This window comes from Tolypothrix sp. FACHB-123, from assembly GCF_014697075.1.
In the GTDB taxonomy this organism is placed as follows: Bacteria; Cyanobacteriota; Cyanobacteriia; order Cyanobacteriales; family Nostocaceae; genus Aulosira.
Map to the genome: position 1 here is coordinate 1 of NZ_JACJRE010000017.1, position 19,908 is coordinate 19,908.

The window sequence follows — 19,908 nt, forward strand, 5'->3', positions numbered from 1 at the left end:
GATGTCAATACATATAAGGCTTTTGGCAAAATAAAGATGCTTTTTTTGTGTTTATATGAGTGCTATAACTAATAATTTGGCATAATAGCTACTGAAGAACCGAAAAACTGGAACTAGCTCAACTTAATTTGATCGCAGGAAGTAAAGCTAAATTAGCCACTGCTCATGAAGATGCTATTAGATATTTGCAAACTGGCTTACAACTTTTAGAAACGGATAGTTGGCAAAGTGAGTATCATTTGATATTAAATCTTTATATCGAATTAATGAAGGCTGAATATTTAAATATCAACTTTGAAAAAGCAGCCAGCTATGCTGATGTTATTAAGCAAAATGCCAATACATTACTAGATAAAGTTAAAGCTTATGAAGCTTTAATGCAGATGTATATGGCGGAAATAAAGATGCAATTAGCTATTGATACTGGATTGCAATTATTGGAGATGTTGACAGTTAGTTTGGAGTCAGCACCACCGCAAAATTTGGATGTAGAGGATTTAATTCATTTACCAAAAATGACCGATCCAAATAAACTCGCAGCCATGCGGATATTAATTAACATGATTTCTGCGGCTTATTTTGCTAATCCAGCATTATTACCGTCGATTGTATTTACAATGATACATCTGTCTGTAAGCTATGGAAATTCTGCTGCTTCTACTTATGGATATGTTTTATATGGCTTGCTACTCTGCGGAATGTTATCGGAAATTGATGCTGGATATCGTTATGGTGAAGTTGCTTTAAATTTATTAGATAGATTTAATGCTAAAGAACTTAAATGTAGAATATTCCTAGTGTGGAATGCTAATATTAAATTTTGGAAGCAGCATTTAAGAACAACAATAGAACCTTTAGTTGAAGCTGTACAATTTGGGTTAGAAAATGGAGATATAGAATATGTAGGTTATTCTTCGATAAATCATTACCTACACATGTTATTCGTCGGAGAAAATTTAGAATCTGTATTTCAACAATTAGAACAATATCAGACTTTAATGCACAAACTTAAACAACAGTGGACTGTTGATACACAAAAAGTTTGGTTGCAATTTATTTCTAATATTGTAGAAGCAACAGTGAATAAATTTGAATTGAATGGCAGCTTTTGTAAGGAAGCGGAGATATTGCCATTATTTTTAGAATCAAATAATTATAATTCTCTGTTTTGTCTGTATTTAGCAAAAACTATCCTATCTTATTTATTTAAACGCAGCAAAGATGCTGTTGATAGTGCAATTATCAGCAAACAATATCTAGAATCTGTTGCTGGACAAGTAACAGTTAGTCAACATAATTTTTACTATTCTCTAGCTTTGTTAGCTGAATATAATAACCAGTCTAATCTTGAACAAGAGCAATATATGCAACAAGTTTTAGCGAATCAGCAGCAAATGGCAAATTGGGCATTTCATGCACCGATGAATTATCAGCATAAGTACGATTTGGTAGCAGCAGAAAAGGCACGAGTTTTAGGCGAAAATTGGCAGGCTATGGAATTGTACGATCAAGCGATTAAGGGTGCAAAAGAAAATCAATATATACATGAAGAAGCACTTGCAAATGAACTGGCGGCAGAATTTTATTTAGCTGCTGGTAAAGAAAAAATTGCCCAAATATATTTAAGTGATGCTTACTATTGTTATAGCCGTTGGGGCGCTAAAGCTAAGGTTGAAGATTTAGAAAAATCCTTTGCACAGTTATTGGTACCCATACTTAATCAAAGACAGTTGCTAGTTAATCAAGGTGACAACAATACTCTTACAAACCATCTATCTCTTGACTCTAATAGTACGAGTGTGACAGCACTTTTAGATTTAGAAACTGTGACTAAAGCTTCTTTAGCAATTGGCTCAGAAATTCAGTTAAATAATTTAATTGAAATTCTGATGCAGGTAATGTTAGAAAATGTGGGAGGGAATAAATCTGCGCTAATTTTGCAAGCTGACGAACAATTAAATTTGGTTGCACTATATCAAAATCATCAGCCTTGCGAAATATGCAATATACCTGTTGATAAAACTCAAAAAATTCCCGTAAGTTTAATTAATTATGTGTCCCATACTCAGGAATATATCTTATTTCATGATGCTACTAGAAATCACAACTTTGCCGCAGATTCTTATATAGTTGAATATCAACCAAAATCTATATTATGTACTCCTATAATCAACCAAGGTAAGCTGATTGGTATTCTTTATTTAGAAAATAGTTTGATAGTTGATGCGTTTACTCAAGATAGATTACAAATTCTCAAACTTCTGGCTTCTCAAGCAGCTATATCTTTAGAAAATGCTCAGCTATATGCAAATCTAGAAAATAAAGTTGCGGCTAGAACCCAGGAATTAAATACAAAAAATCTGCGTTTGCAAGAAACACTAAGCGAACTGAAAATTATGCAAAGCAAACTTATCCAATCGGAAAAAATGTCTGGTTTGGGACAATTAGTGGCTGGTGTGGCTCATGAAATTAATAATCCGATTAACTTTATTTACGCTAATATTGAACCTGCTAAAGAATATATTTTATCTTTGCTGCACTTGATTGAAGTTTATCAACAAGAATATCCGCAGTTGACACCTTTAGTTGAGCAAACTCAAGAAAATATAGATTTGGAATTTTTAATAGATGATTTGCAAAAAATTCTCGATTCGATGAAGATGGGAGCTAACCGAATTCGGAATATTGTTTTAGGGTTGCGTAACTTTTCGCGGTTGGATGAAGCAGATGTTAAGTCTGTAGATATTCATGAAGGGATAGATAATACATTAATGCTGTTGCAGACACGCTTAGTTGCTAACCCAAAATATCCAGCAATTACTATAGTAAAAAATTACGGTCAATTGCCTTTAATTACCTGCTACACTGCGCAGTTAAATCAGGTATTTCTCAATATTATTACTAATGCAATTGATGCTTTGCATGGAAGTCATCAACAGCGATCGCTCTCAAAAATGCAAAATTATACTAGTACAATTACTATTTACACTCAAGTTATTAATAGCGATTGGGTGCGCATCTCTATTAAAGACAATGGTCTTGGTATCCCGAAGAATATTCAACCGCGCATTTTTGATCCATTTTTTACTACTAAGCCTGTAGGTGAAGGTACTGGCTTAGGATTATCTATCAGTTATCAAATTGTAGTTGATAAGCATGGTGGACAAATAGACTGTATTTCCCTACCCGATGAAGGAACAGAGTTTGTCATCGAAATTCCTATTACCCAGAAAACTACTGAGTCTACTCCGGTATTGAACCAGAAGATATAGGATAGAGATCCTAGCATCAAATCGCGATCGCTTATGTCTGTTATACCGCTAATTTCTTCTGTTGACTTGACTTCTCCATTATTAGGCGCTTCTGTAGCTGAATTAACTGCTTGGGTACAGCAGCAAGGACAACCAGCTTATCGAGGTAAGCAGCTACATGATTGGATATATCACAAGGGAGTGCGATCGCTAGCTGATATTTCTGTCTTTCCTAAACAATGGCGTGCTGAAGTCGCAGATATCCCCATTGGACGTTCCAGCATACACCACCGCGCTGTTGCAGCTGATGGCACAATTAAGTATCTGTTGCAACTTGCAGATGGGCAAATTGTGGAAGCTGTGGGGATTCCTAGCGATAAGCGGTTAACTGTCTGTGTTTCTACCCAGGTGGGTTGTCCGATGGCTTGTGATTTCTGTGCTACGGGTAAAGGTGGTTACAAGCGCAATTTAGCCCGCCATGAAATTGTCGATCAGGTGTTGACGGTACAAGAAGATTTTCAGCAACGAGTCAGCCATGTGGTATTTATGGGCATGGGGGAACCGTTGTTAAATACTGAGAATGTGCTTGCAGCTTTAAGATCCTTAAATCAAGATGTCGGTATTGGACAGCGATTACTGACTGTTTCTACTGTGGGAATTCGCGATCGCATTCGTCAGTTAGCCCAGCATCATTTACAAATTACTCTTGCTGTTAGCCTCCACGCCCCTAATCAAGAACTCCGAGAACAGCTAATTCCTAGCGCCCGCTTTTATCCCATCGAAGATTTATTGGCGGAATGTCGGGAATATGTGGAAATTACTGGCCGTCGCGTGAGTTTTGAATACATACTCTTAGCGGGAGTAAACGATTTACCCGAACAAGCCTTGGAACTAGCCAAACGCTTGCGGGGTTTTCAAAGCCATGTGAATCTGATTCCTTACAATCCCATTGAAGAAGTAGATTATAAACGCCCTACTAGCGATCGCATTCAAGCCTTTGTTAATGTCCTAAAACAGCAATTTATTGCTGTCAGCGTCCGTTATTCTCGCGGTTTAGAAGCTGATGCTGCTTGTGGACAATTGCGATCGCGTAAACAGTGAACAAGGCAAAACCCGCATTTCTCACAAGCAGTAGGGGCGGGTTCACAGATATGATTCCATTATTCACGACTATCTTGCTTAACCCGCCCCTACGACCTCTGGACAAAGAGAAATCTAGGTATTGAAAAATTTGGTGAGAAATCCAGGAAAAGCTTTTTGTCTTTCTCTAATTAATATTAAGAGCGTTGTGTAAATAACACAGCGCTCTTTATTATTAAAACTAATAGTTGAAGCTATCAGATAAAAAATTAGATTTTACATTTTGGCATGAATACCAGGGGCATAAGCCTCAATGACTCTAGCAGTGCGTGTACAAGTAATCATCAAGTAATCACAAGTTGGGCATTGGGTACGAGTTATTTGGCTATCAGAAATATAGTGACGTTCAGCCTTACTGCCACAGTTGGGGCAGCAAATTTCTTGTACTATTTGCATTGTTAATTCCCTGGTTGTAAATGAATTATGGTAAGTAAAAACAGCTAATCATCCCAGCCAATCGCTGGTTTAATGCAAATTAATAAAATCCTCTATAATTTGCCTAACTTCTTTAAACAAACTTCAATTTTTTAAAACAAGACTTTATTATCTTTCTATTATCCTAACGGATCTACTAGTTTAACATCTCACTTTGGATATATAAATTAATTTTTGGGAAGGCTCCTATTTAGAAATTTACTGATCCCTACTAATAATGCTTGGAGATAATCTCATTTGCAGTGATCTCGCGCATTAGTCTGTATATTAATAGCAAAAAGTTAAACCCAGAAAAATACTGTAACTTTAGGCACAAAAAATCTTTTTTAAGCTTTACTTAATATTTTTCCTGATGGAGATGATTTATCGCGAAACAATTTAATTAAAACTTCCAATCTTCATGACTCAGAGCTTGGGTGATGTCTGTTAGGCTAGTTGTTGGTAATGGGTAATGGGGAATGGGTAATAGGTAATGGGTTATCCCAGCTATCAATTACCCATAACTTTTTTCTTGGTCAGTTGTCAGTAGGGGCGGGTTTATGAGAGATTTTTATAGATATTTGAGGATATCTGTAAACCCGCCCGTACAGTTGTCATTAGTAACAAAATATAAAAATCTTTCTTAAGAAACTTTTACAAAAAAATTCGCATCAGGATTGAAGTCCTGATGACGAAATTAAAATAATTTGGAAATAATCTATCGCTTGGATAGACTCTGGATTATCCTTAAGCAGGATGAAAATAATCGTAGATTTCTTGAGCTAAACGCGGGCCGATGTTGGGAACTTCTGCGAGTTGGGCGGGTGTGGCTTGGCGAATATAATCGACGGAACGGAAATGTCCTAGCAGCTGCTTTTGGCGATAGTGTCCTAAACCAGGAATTTCATCTAAACGCGATCGCTTTAATTTATCACTGCGTTGTTGACGATGGAAACTCACTGCAAAACGATGAGCTTCATCCCGCAATCGACGTAATAGTTGGACTCCTGGTTGTTCTGCGTTGGTTTCTAAAGGTTGAGATTCTCCAGGTACAAAAATCTCTTCCCGTCGCTTTGCTAAACTAACAACGCGCAAGTCTTCTAATAAGTTCATATCTTGCAAGATAGCGACAACCGATGATAATTGTCCTTTACCGCCATCAATCATGACTAAATCCGGCCAGTCAGGGTTACCCCCACGTTGTAATTGTGGATCTTCAATATATTTGCGAAAGCGGCGCTGGATGACTTCGGCTAAACTGGCGAAATCATCGGAATGTCCGGCGGTAACGTTGGGATTTTTGATTTTGTAGTGACGATAGTGCTGTTTGGCGGGTAAGCCATCGATAAATACTACTTGAGAAGCAACTGCATTTGACCCTTGAATGTGAGAAATGTCGTAACCTTCAATGCGGTGGGGTAAATCTGGTAAATCGACAATTGCAGCTAAATCTTCCATTGCTTGCTGATTGCGATCGCCCAATTTTTGCATTCTTTGCAATTCATATTGAGCATTACGCTCTACCATCTCAATTAATTCTGCCTTAGTTTGGCGTTGGGGCGCTAAAATTGTCACTTTCCGCCCTTTACGCCCAGTTAAAACATCCGCCAAAATTTCCCCTTGTGGTAACTCATGCTGTACCAATATTTCTATGGGAATTTCCACAGCATCAGCAGTTTGGTAATGTTCTTCTAAAACTCGTTGTAAAATCGCCCCAGGTTCAGCATGAGCATCCGCCACAAATGCTAAACGTCCGACTAATTGCCCAGCCCGAATTTGGAATAATTGAATATAAGCTAGTTGTTCATCTGCGGCTAAGGCAATCGCATCTCGCGACACTGTATCATCTGGTAAGGATACTTTTTGCTGTGCAGTCAGGGATTTTAACCCAGAGATTTGATCGCGAATCCGCGCTGCTGCTTCAAAATTCAACGCTTCAGCGGCTTTCTCCATTTGTTGTGTCAAAATCTCAATTAATTCTTGAGTCCGACCTTGAAATACCATCGCTACTTTTTGCACAGTTTTGCGGTATTCTTCCGGTGTAATTAATTTTTGACACACCCCAGGACAGCGCCCTAAATCATAATTTAAACAAGGACGGTCTTTAAATAATGGTTGGGGTCGTTGTCGTAGGGCAAAAATTCGCTTGGATATGCGTAATATTTCCCTTAATAAACCTGCATCTGTATAAGGGCCGTAAAACTTATCTTTTTCTTTGCCTAATTGACGTTTGCGGGTAATAAAAATCCGCGGATATTGTTCCGACCATGTGATGCAGACATAGGGATATTTTTTATCATCTTTCAGCAGTACATTAAAATATGGCTGATGCTGCTTAATTAAATTCGCTTCCAACGCCAAAGCTTCCGCTTCGGTATCGGTCACAATAAATTCAATTTCTGCCACTTGTTTTACCATTGTGGCAATGCGATCGCTTTTATTGTAGCCATCACGAAAATAGGAACGCACCCGCGATCGCAATTTCCGCGATTTACCTATATAGATAATGCGATCGCCTCCATCCCGCATTAAATAAACACCTGGTTCCGGCGGTATCTCGGCTAGACGGTTTTCCAGGCGTTCGGTATCTTTAACTAGTGTTTGGGCAATTTGTGTCACGATTCGCAAATAGGTAAATTGACAAATCCACCTATTTCTATTTTAGGGAAAATCGGATTTTTTTGCCTTAGCTTCCCAGTCAACCGTCAACCGCGCCGCACTGAGCCTGTCGAAGTGTCAACCGTCAACGCTAAAATAAACCGATGATCCATGACAAAGGACTAAAAACTAATATTCTTTTTACAAGCTAATTTTTCGGAAATTGTCATAATTAACTCTTGTAGATTCACAGGTTTAACAAAGTAGCGACAAGCCCCCAATTTCATTGCTTTTTCTTGGTCGTCTTTAAACGCAAATGCGGAAACTACAATAACGGGTATTCTGGAAAAGAATGGTTTATGCTGAAATTTTTCTAGCAATGAATAACCATCAATATCCGGTAACTTCAAATCTAGTAATATTAACTCCGGTTGAAATTTTTCGATAGTTGAGAATAAAGCAGAACCTAAAGATAAACTGTGGACATGATATCCACAATAACTTAGATAGTCGCTCATCAACATTCGATTTACATCATTATCCTCAACTAGTAATATTCGCCTTAATTGTTGCGAATTTAACCGCTGATTTATTGGGAGTAATTGTGCTGTCATTTTAGCTATATTTGATTATTAATCCACCACTGATGACCGAAAAAAACCCAATCAGACTTTTTACACTATATCAATACCTCAGTAAATTAACTTCACAATTTGCAAACAAAGTTGTAATAAATTCAAATTAGTTTTTTCTAACCACGCTTTATAGTATTATCCCGATTGACATTTTCTAAAAAAGTTAATAATTTCTTCAACTATTTTTTTTGTGATTTATGGTAATAAATAAATTGGTGTACTTTCTGAGATTTTAATCCTAAGCATTAAATAACTCTAAAAATAGCAAAATTTATGTGTTGTAGCTAAATAAAAATATCAGCTAGAAGGCAAGCCAGATAAAGAATTGCGGGATTGCACATCAGGTTTTACGAGTATTCTGTAGAACCTATCAATAGTAACGACAATTTTTATAAACCAGATGCTATTTTTATTTTGATTCCTTGACATAAGAACGATCTCAAGGTTGATTTAGCAGCAAAAGTTAAAGTTTGCGGTGTTGCGAGATCGATATCTCGACAAATTTCTGTTTGATTTTCAGTACTAAGCCAAAATGGGAATAATCTGCTTAGTCACAGGTTTATGTCAAACTCCCTTAGGGCATCAACAGCCGGATTGGTAATTGTAGATAAAGCGCGGTTGCGTCAGGGTTGGACGAAAACCAGCACGGCGCGGTGGTGGCAAGATGCCCATACTTCTAGAGCTACATTAAGGCGATTTTGGCAAGGCGATCGCATTCAACGGGAAATTTTTATTGCTATTTGTGCAGCTGTAGGGATTGCTAACTGGGAAGCGATCGCTGATGGTTCTGTGGGAGAATCGGCAATAATTGCAGATATTTCTGCTCCTTACTTAGATTGGCAGGAAGCGCCGAATGTCGAAAGTTTTTATGGGCGCGATCGCGAATTAACCCAGCTAGAACAATGGATTGTTGGCGGTTGTAAATTAGTAACGATTGTCGGGATGGCGGGGATTGGCAAAACCGCTTTGACACTGGCTTTAATCGAGCGGATGCAATCACAATTTAATTACTTGATTTGGAAATCGCTGAATTCTACACCATCTGTTGAGGCTTTAGTAGATAGTTTGCTGGCTAATTTTGAACCCAGTAGCGATATCATCTCTCACTTACAAAAACAGCGCTGTCTGATCGTACTGGATGGTTTAGCAGCGGATTTAAGCATATACAATCAATTTATCCAAAAACTCAGCCGCGATCGCCATCAAAGTTGCATCATCATCACCAGTCGCGAACTCCCCAAGGCGATAGAAATTAATCACAACACAGTCTGCTGTTTAAATCTTAAGGGTTTGGCGACAACAGCCGCGGTCGAATTAATGCGATCGCGCGGATTTAGCGGTAAAGAACTCGGACTATCTGCCTTAATTCAGCTGTATCGCGGAAACCCCTTGGCGTTGAAACTGGTAACACCCTTAATTCAGTTAGTCTTTGGCGGAAATATCGCCGGATTTTTGACTCAAAATACTTTAGTGATTGGCGATCGCTTGCGAGATATTTTAAAACAACAGTTCGCCCAACTGAGCGATTTAGAGCAAGATATTCTCTATTGGTTAGCAATTTGGCAAGAACCGGTGACTTTTGCACGATTGCAGACTCATCTATTAATATCTATCGATCCGGCTATGGTATTAGAAGCGATTATGGCATTAGAAAGGCGATCGCTGTTAGAAAAATGGATTAGTACAGCGGAAATCTCCTTTAGTTTGCAACCCTTGGTAATGAAAGTAGTTACCGACGAATTAGTGGAACATGCAGCAAAAGAGATTCAACAAGTCATAGAAACTCAAGATTTACGCCATTTGAAAATTCTACGGACTCATTGGTTATTGCGTCCTGGTACTGATGATATTGCAGGCGATCGCATTTTGCATCAACTGCGGGAAAATTTGTGGCGTTTGTATGGTGCGACTTTACCCCAAACCCTAGAGCAAATTCTCTTACTGTTAAAGGATCGATCGACTTTGGCAATTGGTTACATTGCTTGTAATGTAGCAGCAATCCTGAAGCAGATAAATTGGTTAACACCAATTTGAAAAAAGAACGCGACAGACTGTAGGGGTAAGGCATTGCCCATTGGTGTCAACTTAACGTGAAACCCGCTTGGTGGCAAGGTTTTGCCCTCACCCCCAGCCCCTCTCCCAGAGGGAGAGGGGAGCCTTTTATTAAATTCCCCTTCTCCCTTGGGAGAAGGGGTTAGGGGATGAGGGCGAGAAGGTTTTGCACAACGCCTGCCCTATATAGCTTTTAGCTTAAGTTGACACGTATGGGCATTGCCTTACCCTCTAGAATATTCAGACTACTTTTTCCCTTTCTCCGGTAAATTTCGCGGCGGCGTTTCTTTTCCTTGGTAAAATCGTCTTTCCAATTTCCCCAAGCCTAACCAAACTCCCCCACTGAGCAAAACAGCTAAGCTGCAAATCGCCACAGTTAATACAGATACTTGACTTTGAATCGCTACCAATAAAGGTAGCAATGCCCAAATAATTGCTGTCACCACAGCTAATCCCCAGCGCAGGCGTTTTAAGTTGCGTAGAGCGGTGCGACAACTGGCGCATTTTTCTGTGTGGGAATGATACCTATCTAGTAATGCTTCCTTAGATAACGGTTGTGACAAAGTTTTGCCGGGGAAGGCATCAACTTTATATTGATTCACCCAGGAACGTAACTGAAAGACAAAGGCATCGGCTTTGGTGGGCAAATAAAAGGCTTTGTTAAAATTAGCACTACCACCGAGTTGTTCTAAATATCGTTCTTGGTAATGCAGGAAAATTTGATCGTCTTCCAAAACGCCGTTTTGATTTAGGTGTGAGTACCAGCGTGGAGTCAACTTGATAAATAGTCCCGGTAATTTAGAGGAAAACTTAAAGGGAAAGCGGGCAAATAACCGACATTCGCCTTTGCGGATTGGAGTTGCATAGACTACGGTAAGTGTTCTACCAAATTGCTTAGAAGTTAAATCATGCCACATCAATCCGGGAGCAATAAAGGTAGTATCTTGTTTGCCTAAAGTTCCTTTGCGGGGGCCTTCTTCCCAAATTCCTTTAAATCCCCATTTCCCAGATTCGACAACTTCTAATTCTACCGCAGACACATTAGCGCGGTTACCGACAGTGCGGTGGTGAGTGTAAGGGATGTGGCTGGAATCTAAGACATTTTCCATCAACGTCAGGGCATCATAGGGAATGTCGCGAAATGTATTTAGACATACCCAGCCTTCAGTATTTTCTTCTAATACATCAACAATGGGAACTTGAGTTTGGGCAGCATTTTCGGGATTACCAGGATAGACAAACAACAGCCCTTGACGCACTGTGGTAGGTAGAGAAGTCGCACATGCACGTTGGGAAACTTCAGCTTTTCCCCCTTCTTTTTGTTGGGGAATTACTTCACACTTACCCGTCCCCGAAAAAGCCCAGCCATGATAAGGACATTCTAAAGCGCCGCTTTCATTAATTCTACCTTCGGATAGTGGCGCTAATCGGTGCGGACATTGGTCTAAAAATGCGCGCCAAGTCTGTGCGTTTTTGTCCCACCACAATACAATATCGCGCTCTAGTAAAGTGAAGCGAGTTAGTTGTGTTTTATCTAAATCTTCAATGTAATGTACAGGATACCAAACCTCTTGCAACTCAAACCGCTCTGGATCGCGTCCACCCGCAGGAAGCTCTTGTAATGCTTGATTTTCAGATGTTACGTTCAGAGATTGTTCCTCTGACTGTAAAACAGTATTAGACATGGTGGGAGTTTTTAACCAAGATTTAATCGTCTATCTATACAAAATGTAACAATTTTTTTAGGCTGATGGGCAAGAGAATAATAGGAGGGTGGTTGACGGTTGACGGTTGACTGATAACTTAGGCTTTGATTTGGTAGTAGACTGACAAGCCTAAAATGATGCAATAAAATTTTGTAGAGAGGGAGAAAGCATGAGACCCAACACCCTTATCTTTGTTGGGTTTCGCGTTGCTCAACAACACACCCTACGGATTGTAGCTTTTTGAGTAAAGCGATCGCATTTGTTATAAATGCAAGTCCATTTGTTACTTTCGCAAGTCCATTTGTTATAAATGCAAGTCCATTTGTTACTTTCGCAAGTCCGTTTGTTACTTTTGTAAGTCCGTTTGTTACTTTCGCAAGTCCGTTTGTTACTTTTGTAAGTCCGTTTGTTACTTTCGCAAGTCCGTTTGTTACTTTTGCAAGTCCGTTTGTTACTTTTGCAAGTCCGTTTGTTATAAATGCGATCGCATTTGCCCCATGCCCCATGCTACATTAACATCATTAGACTTATTGCAAAGCTATGGCAGTGAATACAAAACAATGTGAAACTGCAAAACAAGATTTGCGTCAAGCGCTGGCTGTTTGTGCTGGAAATACCAAAGAAAAACAGGTAATTGATGCGATTGAGAATCTTTTAGTCCTCAACCCAACAAAAGCACCAACTTATAGCGGTAATCTTTTAGATGGTAATTGGTTATTGATTAGTGAGCCAAATTTTCCCGGTGGTGAGCGACTAGAAGATGGTAGCTTTGCTTACACCCTGGGGCGTGTGGCGTTTAATATGTTTCAACCAAGGGCACTCAAGTTATCTATCCAGCGAGTGCTACAACCTGTATTTTTATTAGGTAATGGAGAACAACGCAGTCACGATATCATTGTGGAATTTACCATAATTGACCAGGGGTTTCCTCATTTATCTGGTATCATTCGCACCATCGGAGTTTGTTCGCCTCTAGATGATACTGTATTGCAAGTCCAATTTACTGGCGGTAGCTTAGCACCCCAAGAGTCAACCAACATGGCGGAATGGCAAGCAGTGTTTGGCAATCAACAACCAGCTACCAAAGTAGGTTTACAGGCAAAACTTAAATCAGCTATTGCGCGATTGATGTTTGGTTTAGTTCCTCCCCAAGGGATGAATTTAGAAACAGGGGAAGTTTCTTTTAGTATGCAGCGATCGCCTAAAGGTCGTCTAGAAATTCTCTATCTTGATGAAGAATTGCGCATTACTCGTGGGGAGAAGGGAACAGTGTTAGTCTGCGAACGCTGTAATTAGGGACTTCCAACTAAAAAAATATACTATCACTGTGTAGGCAGAGGGGCAGGAAGCAGGCAGCAGGGGGAAAAATAACAATATCTTCTCTGGAAAATTGGATAATTTATTTTCTGGAAGTCCCTTAGCACTTGATTAAGGAAAGCAGCAGCTAAGTATTTAAACTGACACAGCAAATAAGTTGACAGCTTTATGAAAAAATGAGTACATCTGGGAACAATAACTGAATCCAGCAACAATGAGGATTCAGTAGCATGATGAGTACAGAAATCTGTATTCCCGGATATCAAATTGGTGAGGAACTTTACAATGGTTCCAGAACCGAGGTATATCGCGGAGTCCGAGAAATAGATCGAAAACCTGTAGTTATTAAGCTACTGAAAAATGCTTATCCTAGCTTCAGCGAATTGTTGCAGTTTCGCAATCAATATACTATAGCCAAAAACCTCAACTCACCGGAAATCATCCAAACCTATAGTCTGGAAAACTATCGCAATGGCTATGCATTAGTGATGGAAGATTTTGGTGGAATTTCCTTAAAAGATTATTTTATATCCTTAAAAGCTGCACATTGCCAGTCTTTAGAAGAGTTTTTAGAAATTGCGATCGCTTTGTGCAACACCTTAGATATACTCTACCGCGCTCGAATTATTCATAAAGATATTAAACCTAGCAATATTTTAATTAATCCCCAAACCAAGGAAGTTAAATTAATTGATTTTAGTATTGCATCTTTACTGCCTAGAGAAACACAAACCTTAATTAGTCCCAATGTTTTAGAAGGAACCCTAGCTTATATTTCCCCAGAACAAACCGGGAGAATGAACCGAGGAATTGACTATCGCAGTGATTTCTATTCCTTGGGTGTCACCTTTTATGAATTACTGACAGGAAAGTTACCTTTTAAATCTCACGATCCAATGGAGTTGGTGCATTGTCATATTGCCAAAACTCCTGAACCATTCAACAGTGCAATTATTCCTCAAGTCATTTCTGATATCGTCATGAAATTGATGGCGAAAAATGCCGAAGATAGATATCAAAGTGCATTTGGAATCAAATTTGATTTGGAAAAATGTTTAGAACAATTAAAAGCCACCGGTGAAATTGCACAATTTGCCATTGCCCAAAAAGATGTGTGCGATCGCTTCATCATTCCTGATAAACTCTATGGTAGAGAAAGGGAAGTCGCAATACTCCTAAAAGCCTTTGAAAGAGTAAGTTTGGGCGCAACAGAAATGATGTTAGTCGCTGGGTTTTCTGGTATTGGTAAAACCGCAGTTGTCAACGAAGTTCACAAACCCATTGTCAAACAACGGGGTTATTTTATTAAAGGCAAATTCGATCAATTTCAACGCAATATTCCCTTTAGCGCTTTTGTCCAAGCATTTCAAGATTTAATTGGGCAATTACTCACAGAAAGCGATCCGCAAATCCAAAAATGGCGCAGCAAGATATTAAACGTTCTTGGGGATAACGGACAAGTAATTATTGAAGTCATTCCCCAATTAGAAAAAATCATCGGACAGCAACCACCTGCACCCGAATTAACAGGAATAGCGGCACAAAATCGGTTTAATTTATTATTTCAAAAATTCACCAAAATCTTTACAACTGTCGAGCATCCATTGGTCATATTCTTAGATGATTTGCAATGGGCAGATTCAGCATCGCTCAATTTAATGCAGTTATTAATGGCTGATACCGGACATCTTTTATTAATTGGTGCTTATCGCGATAACGAAGTCACTCCCGGACATTCATTAATGTTAACTTTGAGTGAAATTGCCGCAACATCTGCAACAATTAATACAATTACTTTGGCAGCCCTCAGCCATTTACAAATAAATTATTTAGTTGCTGATACCTTGAGATGTGCAGAAGACTTGGCTTGGCCGCTTTCACAATTGGTATTTCAAAATACTAAAGGCAATCCGTTTTTTGCCACACAGTTACTTAAATCTTTGTATCAAGATGGACTAATTGAATTTAACTTTGATTTGAGTTGTTGGCAATGTGATATTGCTCGGTTGAGTCAGCAAGTAGTGACAGATGATGTTGTTACTTTCATGGTATTACAATTACAAAAACTGCCCCAATCTACTCAAGATGTATTGCAATTAGCGGCTTGTATTGGCAATTCTTTTGATTTAGCAACATTGGCGATTGTCTCTCTAGAATCAGAAATTGAAACCGCTGCTAGTTTATGGAAAGCTTTACAAGAAGGATTAATTTTACCGATTAGTGATGTTTACAAATTTTATCAAGGGGAAGAACAGGATAACTTAGCAATTTTAAACCCCGATTCTAGTAAAGAATTAGCCAAATATCGATTTTTACATGACAGAGTCCAGCAAGCAGCTTATTCTCTGATTCCCGATTACCAAAAACAAGCAACTCATCTCAAAATTGGCGAATTACTTCTCCAAAATACCTCAAAGAGCCAGCAAGAAGAAAGACTATTTGATATTGTCGGGCATTTGAATCTCGGACAAAATTTAATCCCTCTTCCAGAACGCCAAGCCTTAGCCGAATTGAATTTAGCCGCCGGGTATAAAGCCAAAAATTCTACCGCCTATGCAGGAGCAAGAGTCTATTTACAAACTGGGATTGAATTACTCACAGTAAATTGTTGGCAAGAGCAATATGAATTAGCTCTCAATCTTTATGTAGCGGCGACAGAAGCGGCTTACTTAAATGCTGACTTGGAAGGAATGGAACATATAGCCCTGCAAGTATTACAATCAGCCCGAACAATTTTAGACAAAGTTAAAATTTACGAAATTCAAATTGCTGCCCACACATCCCAGACAAGAATGTTAGAAGCCATTGCTGTGGGCAGAAATGCACTCTCTCAATTGGGTGTGGTGCTACCCATTGAGCCAAACGAAGCGGAGATTGGTAAAGCTTTACAAAATCTAACCCAGCAACTCGCCGGTAAACAGATTCAGGAATTAGCTGATTTACCAGTTATGACTGATGCAACAGCACAAGCAGCTATGCAAGTGTTAGGCATGTTATTTGCACCGATTTTTCAAGGAATGCCGGGTTTATTGCCTTTAGTTAGTTCCACAATGGTGAGTTTATCGCTGCAATTTGGCAATCCACCTGCTTCTACAGTAGGGTATGTGCTGCATGGAATGGTGTTGTGTGCCTTTTTGGGAGAAGTCAAAGCAGGCTATGATTTTGGACAATTGGCACTGTCATTGCTAGAGCGGTTTAATGTCCAACAATTCAAATCGACAATTCTGATTTTGTTTGGCGGCTTTATTCAACATCGCCAAGAAGCGCTGAAAGCAACCATACCATTGCTCAAAGCTGGGTTTGCTTCGGGGATGGAAACAGGAGACTTTTTACATGCTGGTTATAACGTTTGCTGTTACAGTTATGCAGGCTTTTGGAGTGGAACTGAACTCAACAGCTTGGAATCAGATATTGCTAGTTATAACGCTGCTTTAGGTCAAGTGAAGCAATATTCTGCTCAAACTTATGTAAATATTATGCGGCAAGCAGCAGAGAATTTCCGCGAAACCCAAACCCAACCTGATTGTTTGAGTGGCAATTTCTACGATGAAATAAAGCTAACCAAGCATCGCCAAGCTAATGAATTAACGGTGATTGCTGAGGTTTATATCTATAAACTGTTACTAGCTTATGCTTTTGGTAATTACCAAGCTGCCCTAAATTATATTGACCAATGTCAGCAATATTTATTAGCTGTATCTGGGTTAATTTTTATCCCCATTTTCCATTTCTATGCAGCCTTAACCCATTTAGCAATATGTTCTAGTCATCCAGAAATTGAGTTAGAAGAAGTTATTAAGCAGGTACAAACCCATCAAAATCATCTTTATACATGGGCACAATCTGCGCCGATAAATTATCTACATAAATGGCATTTAGTAGAAGCAGAAATCCAAAATTTATTAGGTAACAAAGCCGCAGCCATTGAACATTACGATCGCGCAATTCAACTTGCCAAAGAAAACCAATACCTGCAAGAAGAAGCCCTGAGTTATGAACTGACAGCTAAATTTTACCTTAACTGGGGCAAAGAGATTGTCGCTCAAGCATATATGCAGCAAGCATACTACAGCTATGCCCACTGGGGAGCTAAAGCCAAAGTCGAGGATATGGAAATACGCTATTCCCAATTACTGCAACCGATTCTGCAACAGCAACGCATTCACCTTAATTATTCAGAAACCATTGCTTTGCGGGGAACTTCTTCATTAACGAGAACTTCTAGTACTGCGAGTACAAGTATTTCTGATATTCTCGATTTTTCCTCTGCTTTAAAAGCGGCTCAAGCTATTTCCAGTTCTTTGGAATTAGAGCAACTAATTACCAGTCTTACCCAGATTATTCTCCAAACATCGGGGGCGAAAAAAGCTGTACTGTTACTTCCTGAAGATGGTATTTGGCAAGTCCGCGCCATGACTTTGATGGAGGGCGATCGCATCCAAACTATTCTCAACAATCAAGCATTAAATAATTGTCCAGATATTCCCATCAAAACGATTAATTATGTCAAAAATACTCAGCAGACATTGTTGATTAACAATTGCCAAACAAATATTCCGGGGATACTTGGGGAATATATGCAGCGAACCAAACCCCAAAGTATTTTGTGTACGCCAATTATTAATCAAGGAAATTTGGTAGGAATTATTTACTTAGAAAATCAACTGACTCAAGGGGTATTTACGAGCGATCGCCTCGGCGTGATTAAACTGCTATCGTCTCAAGCGGCTATAGCTTTAGAAAATGCCAGACTATATAAACAAGCGCAACAAGCCCTACAAGATTTACAACAGGCGCAATTAAAAATCGTTCAAAGTGAGAAAATGTCTGCACTGGGTAATTTAGTGGCTGGGGTAGCCCATGAAATGAATAATCCTTTGGGCTTTATTGCTGCGACTCTCAAACAAGCTAAACCCACGATTGCTGATATTACCGCACACCTAAAACTCTATCAACAAAACTGTCCCAATCTCGGTGAGGAAATTCTCGCACATGCAGACGCCATCGACTTGGATTATACCTTAGAAGACTTACCGAAAATGATTGATTCGATGACAATGGCTTGCGATCGCCTGAAAAATATTAGTACCAGTCTGCGTACCTTCTCGCGAGCCGATAAAGATTACAAAGTACCGTTTAATATTCATCAAGGTATCGATAGCACAATTTTAATTCTCAAACATCGCCTCAAAGCTAACGAACAACGTCCAGCGATTGAAGTTGTGACAAACTACGGCGATTTACCTGCTATTGAATGTTTTCCCGGACAATTAAATCAAGTATTTATGAATATCTTGGCTAATGCGATTGATGCTTTAGAAGAAGCAAATCACGGGCGCAATTATCTGGAAATTCAAACCAATCCCAACAGGATTAGAATTAAAACTTCCCTAGAAGATTTACAAGTAAAAATTAGCATTATTGATAATGGTATCGGGATGGATGAAGTAGTCAAAGAACGAATTTTTGACCATTTATTTACTACCAAAGGAGTCGGTAAAGGTACGGGTTTAGGATTAGCGATCGCGCGGCAAATTATTACAGAAAAGCATGGTGGCACAATTGAGGTAAATTCTATTCTCGGTCAAGGTACAGAATTTGCAATTAGATTACCTATTTAAGGGCATTGGGCATTGGGCATTGGGCATTGGTGGTTCATCCCAGCCGACTTTTTAGCCAAGCTAGGCGTGACTGAACAGCAATTAAAAGATGCCTTAGGTGTTCCTCCCCGTCCCCCCGCTGAAGGCGATCGCCCAGAATCTTCTGCAAACAGGTAATACTAATTCAAATAATGTTTGCAACACATCAAGATATTCTAGAGGGCAATGCTGGCTGTCAACAGTCAACCGTCAACAGTCAACCGTCAACACTAAAATTGATTAACTTTTGGTTTTGCCGTAATAGTACTGAGATAATAGTGCCAAAGTAGTCTAGTAGCTACCGCCCGCCAAGGTCGCCATTGTTGAGCGATCGCTTCGATTTGAGTGGGTGTGGGGCGGGTGGTGAAACCTTTGAGCTTTTGTAAAGCGATCGCAATTCCTAAATCGCCTTTGGGAAATACATCGGGACGTTGTAGCGCCATCAATAAATAAATATCTACTGTCCAGTCGCCAATACCTTTGATGCGCTTTAATTCGCTTCTAATTGTTATTTCTGTCATCGTTTCTAGCTTGGTTAAATCCAACTGTCCGTTGGTAATTGCTTGTGCTAATTCCCGACAATAAAGGATTTTTTGGCGACTAAATCCAATTCCTCTTAATTGCAGATCGTCCAGGAACAAAAAATTTTCTGGTATGAGTGGCTGAACAATGTCGCATAAACGGTTAAATACAGCCTTGGCTGCGGCTAAGGAAACTTGTTGTTCAAGAATAATTTGCAATAATGTCGCAAAACCTGCTTGTCTTTGCCAAAGAGGTGGCGGGCCAAATTTTGCTAAAATTTGCGCCAAATCACTATCAATATCAGCCAAAACCGTTAAAGCATGGGTAAGAGTTTCTGGCGTTAATGATTGTATTTCTGGTATTTGAGTCACGTTGCTGCTCCTGAAGCGATCGCCCTCACTAGAAAAGTTATATTCTGCTTTTAAGTTACACAATCCATCCTCAAGGCTGTTAACAGTCAACCGTCAACCGTCAACCCCACATTTGGTAGAGTTAAAATTAAAAATTTCTTTTTTCGAGTTATCATATTTGACATATCCAAGTTGTCTGGATGGCAATTTATCAACAATAAGTCATCTCTAAATTCATCTAGTTGACAAATAATGGACAATTAGCAGATGATGAGAGCCTAGCT

At 39.3% G+C, this 19,908-nt stretch carries 12 protein-coding genes; 6 read left to right on the forward strand and 6 right to left on the reverse strand.

Features of this window, described 5'->3' with window-relative positions; all coding sequences use genetic code 11:
- Window positions 1-128 precede the first annotated feature (128 nt).
- Window positions 129-3,272 (forward strand): ATP-binding protein, encoded by a 3,144-nt coding sequence (locus H6G41_RS13405; protein WP_242037915.1) that lies wholly within the window; start codon window positions 129-131, stop codon window positions 3,270-3,272.
- A gap of 33 nt (window positions 3,273-3,305) precedes the next feature.
- The gene (rlmN, locus tag H6G41_RS13410) at window positions 3,306-4,352 is read left to right on the forward strand and encodes a 23S rRNA (adenine(2503)-C(2))-methyltransferase RlmN (RefSeq protein ID WP_190746679.1); all 1,047 of its coding nucleotides are present in this window, start codon (window positions 3,306-3,308) and stop codon (window positions 4,350-4,352) included.
- 255 nt (window positions 4,353-4,607) lie between these two features.
- On the opposite strand, the gene H6G41_RS13415 is transcribed toward rlmN, so the two are convergent.
- The 3 genes from H6G41_RS13415 to H6G41_RS13425 all read right to left on the reverse strand — a co-directional run bounded on the left by H6G41_RS13415 (window position 4,608) and on the right by H6G41_RS13425 (window position 8,017).
- Window positions 4,608-4,787 (reverse strand): replication restart DNA helicase PriA, encoded by a 180-nt coding sequence (locus H6G41_RS13415; RefSeq protein WP_190746680.1) that lies wholly within the window; start codon window positions 4,785-4,787, stop codon window positions 4,608-4,610.
- A gap of 765 nt (window positions 4,788-5,552) precedes the next feature.
- Complete coding sequence (gene uvrC / locus H6G41_RS13420; protein ID WP_190746681.1) at window positions 5,553-7,424, reverse strand: excinuclease ABC subunit UvrC; 1,872 nt, start codon at window positions 7,422-7,424, stop codon at window positions 5,553-5,555.
- A 161-nt stretch (window positions 7,425-7,585) separates the two neighbouring features.
- On the reverse strand, window positions 7,586-8,017 hold the full coding sequence (locus H6G41_RS13425) for a response regulator (protein WP_190746682.1): 432 nt from the start codon (window positions 8,015-8,017) through the stop codon (window positions 7,586-7,588).
- A 582-nt stretch (window positions 8,018-8,599) separates the two neighbouring features.
- Between H6G41_RS13425 and H6G41_RS13430 the strand changes: the two genes are divergently transcribed.
- Window positions 8,600-10,072, forward strand: coding sequence for an NB-ARC domain-containing protein (locus H6G41_RS13430; protein WP_190746683.1), 1,473 nt, complete (start codon window positions 8,600-8,602; stop codon window positions 10,070-10,072).
- Between the two features lie 263 nt (window positions 10,073-10,335).
- Here H6G41_RS13430 and H6G41_RS13435 read toward each other — a convergent pair whose 3' ends face one another.
- Both H6G41_RS13435 and H6G41_RS13440 read right to left on the reverse strand, forming a co-directional pair.
- On the reverse strand, window positions 10,336-11,775 hold the full coding sequence (locus H6G41_RS13435) for a Rieske 2Fe-2S domain-containing protein (protein ID WP_190746684.1): 1,440 nt from the start codon (window positions 11,773-11,775) through the stop codon (window positions 10,336-10,338).
- Between the two features lie 206 nt (window positions 11,776-11,981).
- The gene (locus H6G41_RS13440; RefSeq protein ID WP_190746685.1) at window positions 11,982-12,302 is read right to left on the reverse strand and encodes a hypothetical protein; all 321 of its coding nucleotides are present in this window, start codon (window positions 12,300-12,302) and stop codon (window positions 11,982-11,984) included.
- A gap of 34 nt (window positions 12,303-12,336) precedes the next feature.
- Between H6G41_RS13440 and H6G41_RS13445 the strand changes: the two genes are divergently transcribed.
- The 3 genes from H6G41_RS13445 to H6G41_RS13455 all read left to right on the forward strand — a co-directional run bounded on the left by H6G41_RS13445 (window position 12,337) and on the right by H6G41_RS13455 (window position 18,890).
- A complete protein-coding gene (locus tag H6G41_RS13445; RefSeq protein WP_190746686.1) occupies window positions 12,337-13,092 on the forward strand; it encodes a PAP/fibrillin family protein in 756 nt (251 codons plus the stop codon).
- A gap of 251 nt (window positions 13,093-13,343) precedes the next feature.
- The gene (locus H6G41_RS13450; RefSeq protein ID WP_190746687.1) at window positions 13,344-18,734 is read left to right on the forward strand and encodes an ATP-binding sensor histidine kinase; all 5,391 of its coding nucleotides are present in this window, start codon (window positions 13,344-13,346) and stop codon (window positions 18,732-18,734) included.
- Window positions 18,735-18,746: 12 nt separating this feature from the next.
- Window positions 18,747-18,890 carry a hypothetical protein gene (locus H6G41_RS13455; protein WP_190746780.1) on the forward strand — a complete coding sequence of 48 codons (144 nt, stop codon included), beginning with the start codon at window positions 18,747-18,749 and terminating at the stop codon, window positions 18,888-18,890.
- A gap of 92 nt (window positions 18,891-18,982) precedes the next feature.
- On the opposite strand, the gene H6G41_RS13460 is transcribed toward H6G41_RS13455, so the two are convergent.
- Window positions 18,983-19,645 carry a DNA-3-methyladenine glycosylase family protein gene (locus H6G41_RS13460; RefSeq protein ID WP_374939428.1) on the reverse strand — a complete coding sequence of 221 codons (663 nt, stop codon included), beginning with the start codon at window positions 19,643-19,645 and terminating at the stop codon, window positions 18,983-18,985.
- Between the last annotated feature and the right edge of the window lie 263 nt (window positions 19,646-19,908).

What these genes read in the sequence shown, in the direction of transcription:
- rlmN (WP_190746679.1), top strand. Translation starts at nt 3,306, where the DNA reads ATGTCTGTTATACCGCTAATTTCTTCTGTTGACTTGACTTCTCCATTA.
- H6G41_RS13415 (WP_190746680.1), bottom strand. Translation starts at nt 4,787, where the DNA reads ATGCAAATAGTACAAGAAATTTGCTGCCCCAACTGTGGCAGTAAGGCT.
- H6G41_RS13425 (WP_190746682.1), bottom strand. Translation starts at nt 8,017, where the DNA reads ATGACAGCACAATTACTCCCAATAAATCAGCGGTTAAATTCGCAACAA.
- H6G41_RS13430 (WP_190746683.1), top strand. Translation starts at nt 8,600, where the DNA reads ATGTCAAACTCCCTTAGGGCATCAACAGCCGGATTGGTAATTGTAGAT.
- H6G41_RS13435 (WP_190746684.1), bottom strand. Translation starts at nt 11,775, where the DNA reads ATGTCTAATACTGTTTTACAGTCAGAGGAACAATCTCTGAACGTAACA.
- H6G41_RS13440 (WP_190746685.1), bottom strand. Translation starts at nt 12,302, where the DNA reads ATGGGGCATGGGGCAAATGCGATCGCATTTATAACAAACGGACTTGCA.
- H6G41_RS13445 (WP_190746686.1), top strand. Translation starts at nt 12,337, where the DNA reads ATGGCAGTGAATACAAAACAATGTGAAACTGCAAAACAAGATTTGCGT.
- H6G41_RS13450 (WP_190746687.1), top strand. Translation starts at nt 13,344, where the DNA reads ATGATGAGTACAGAAATCTGTATTCCCGGATATCAAATTGGTGAGGAA.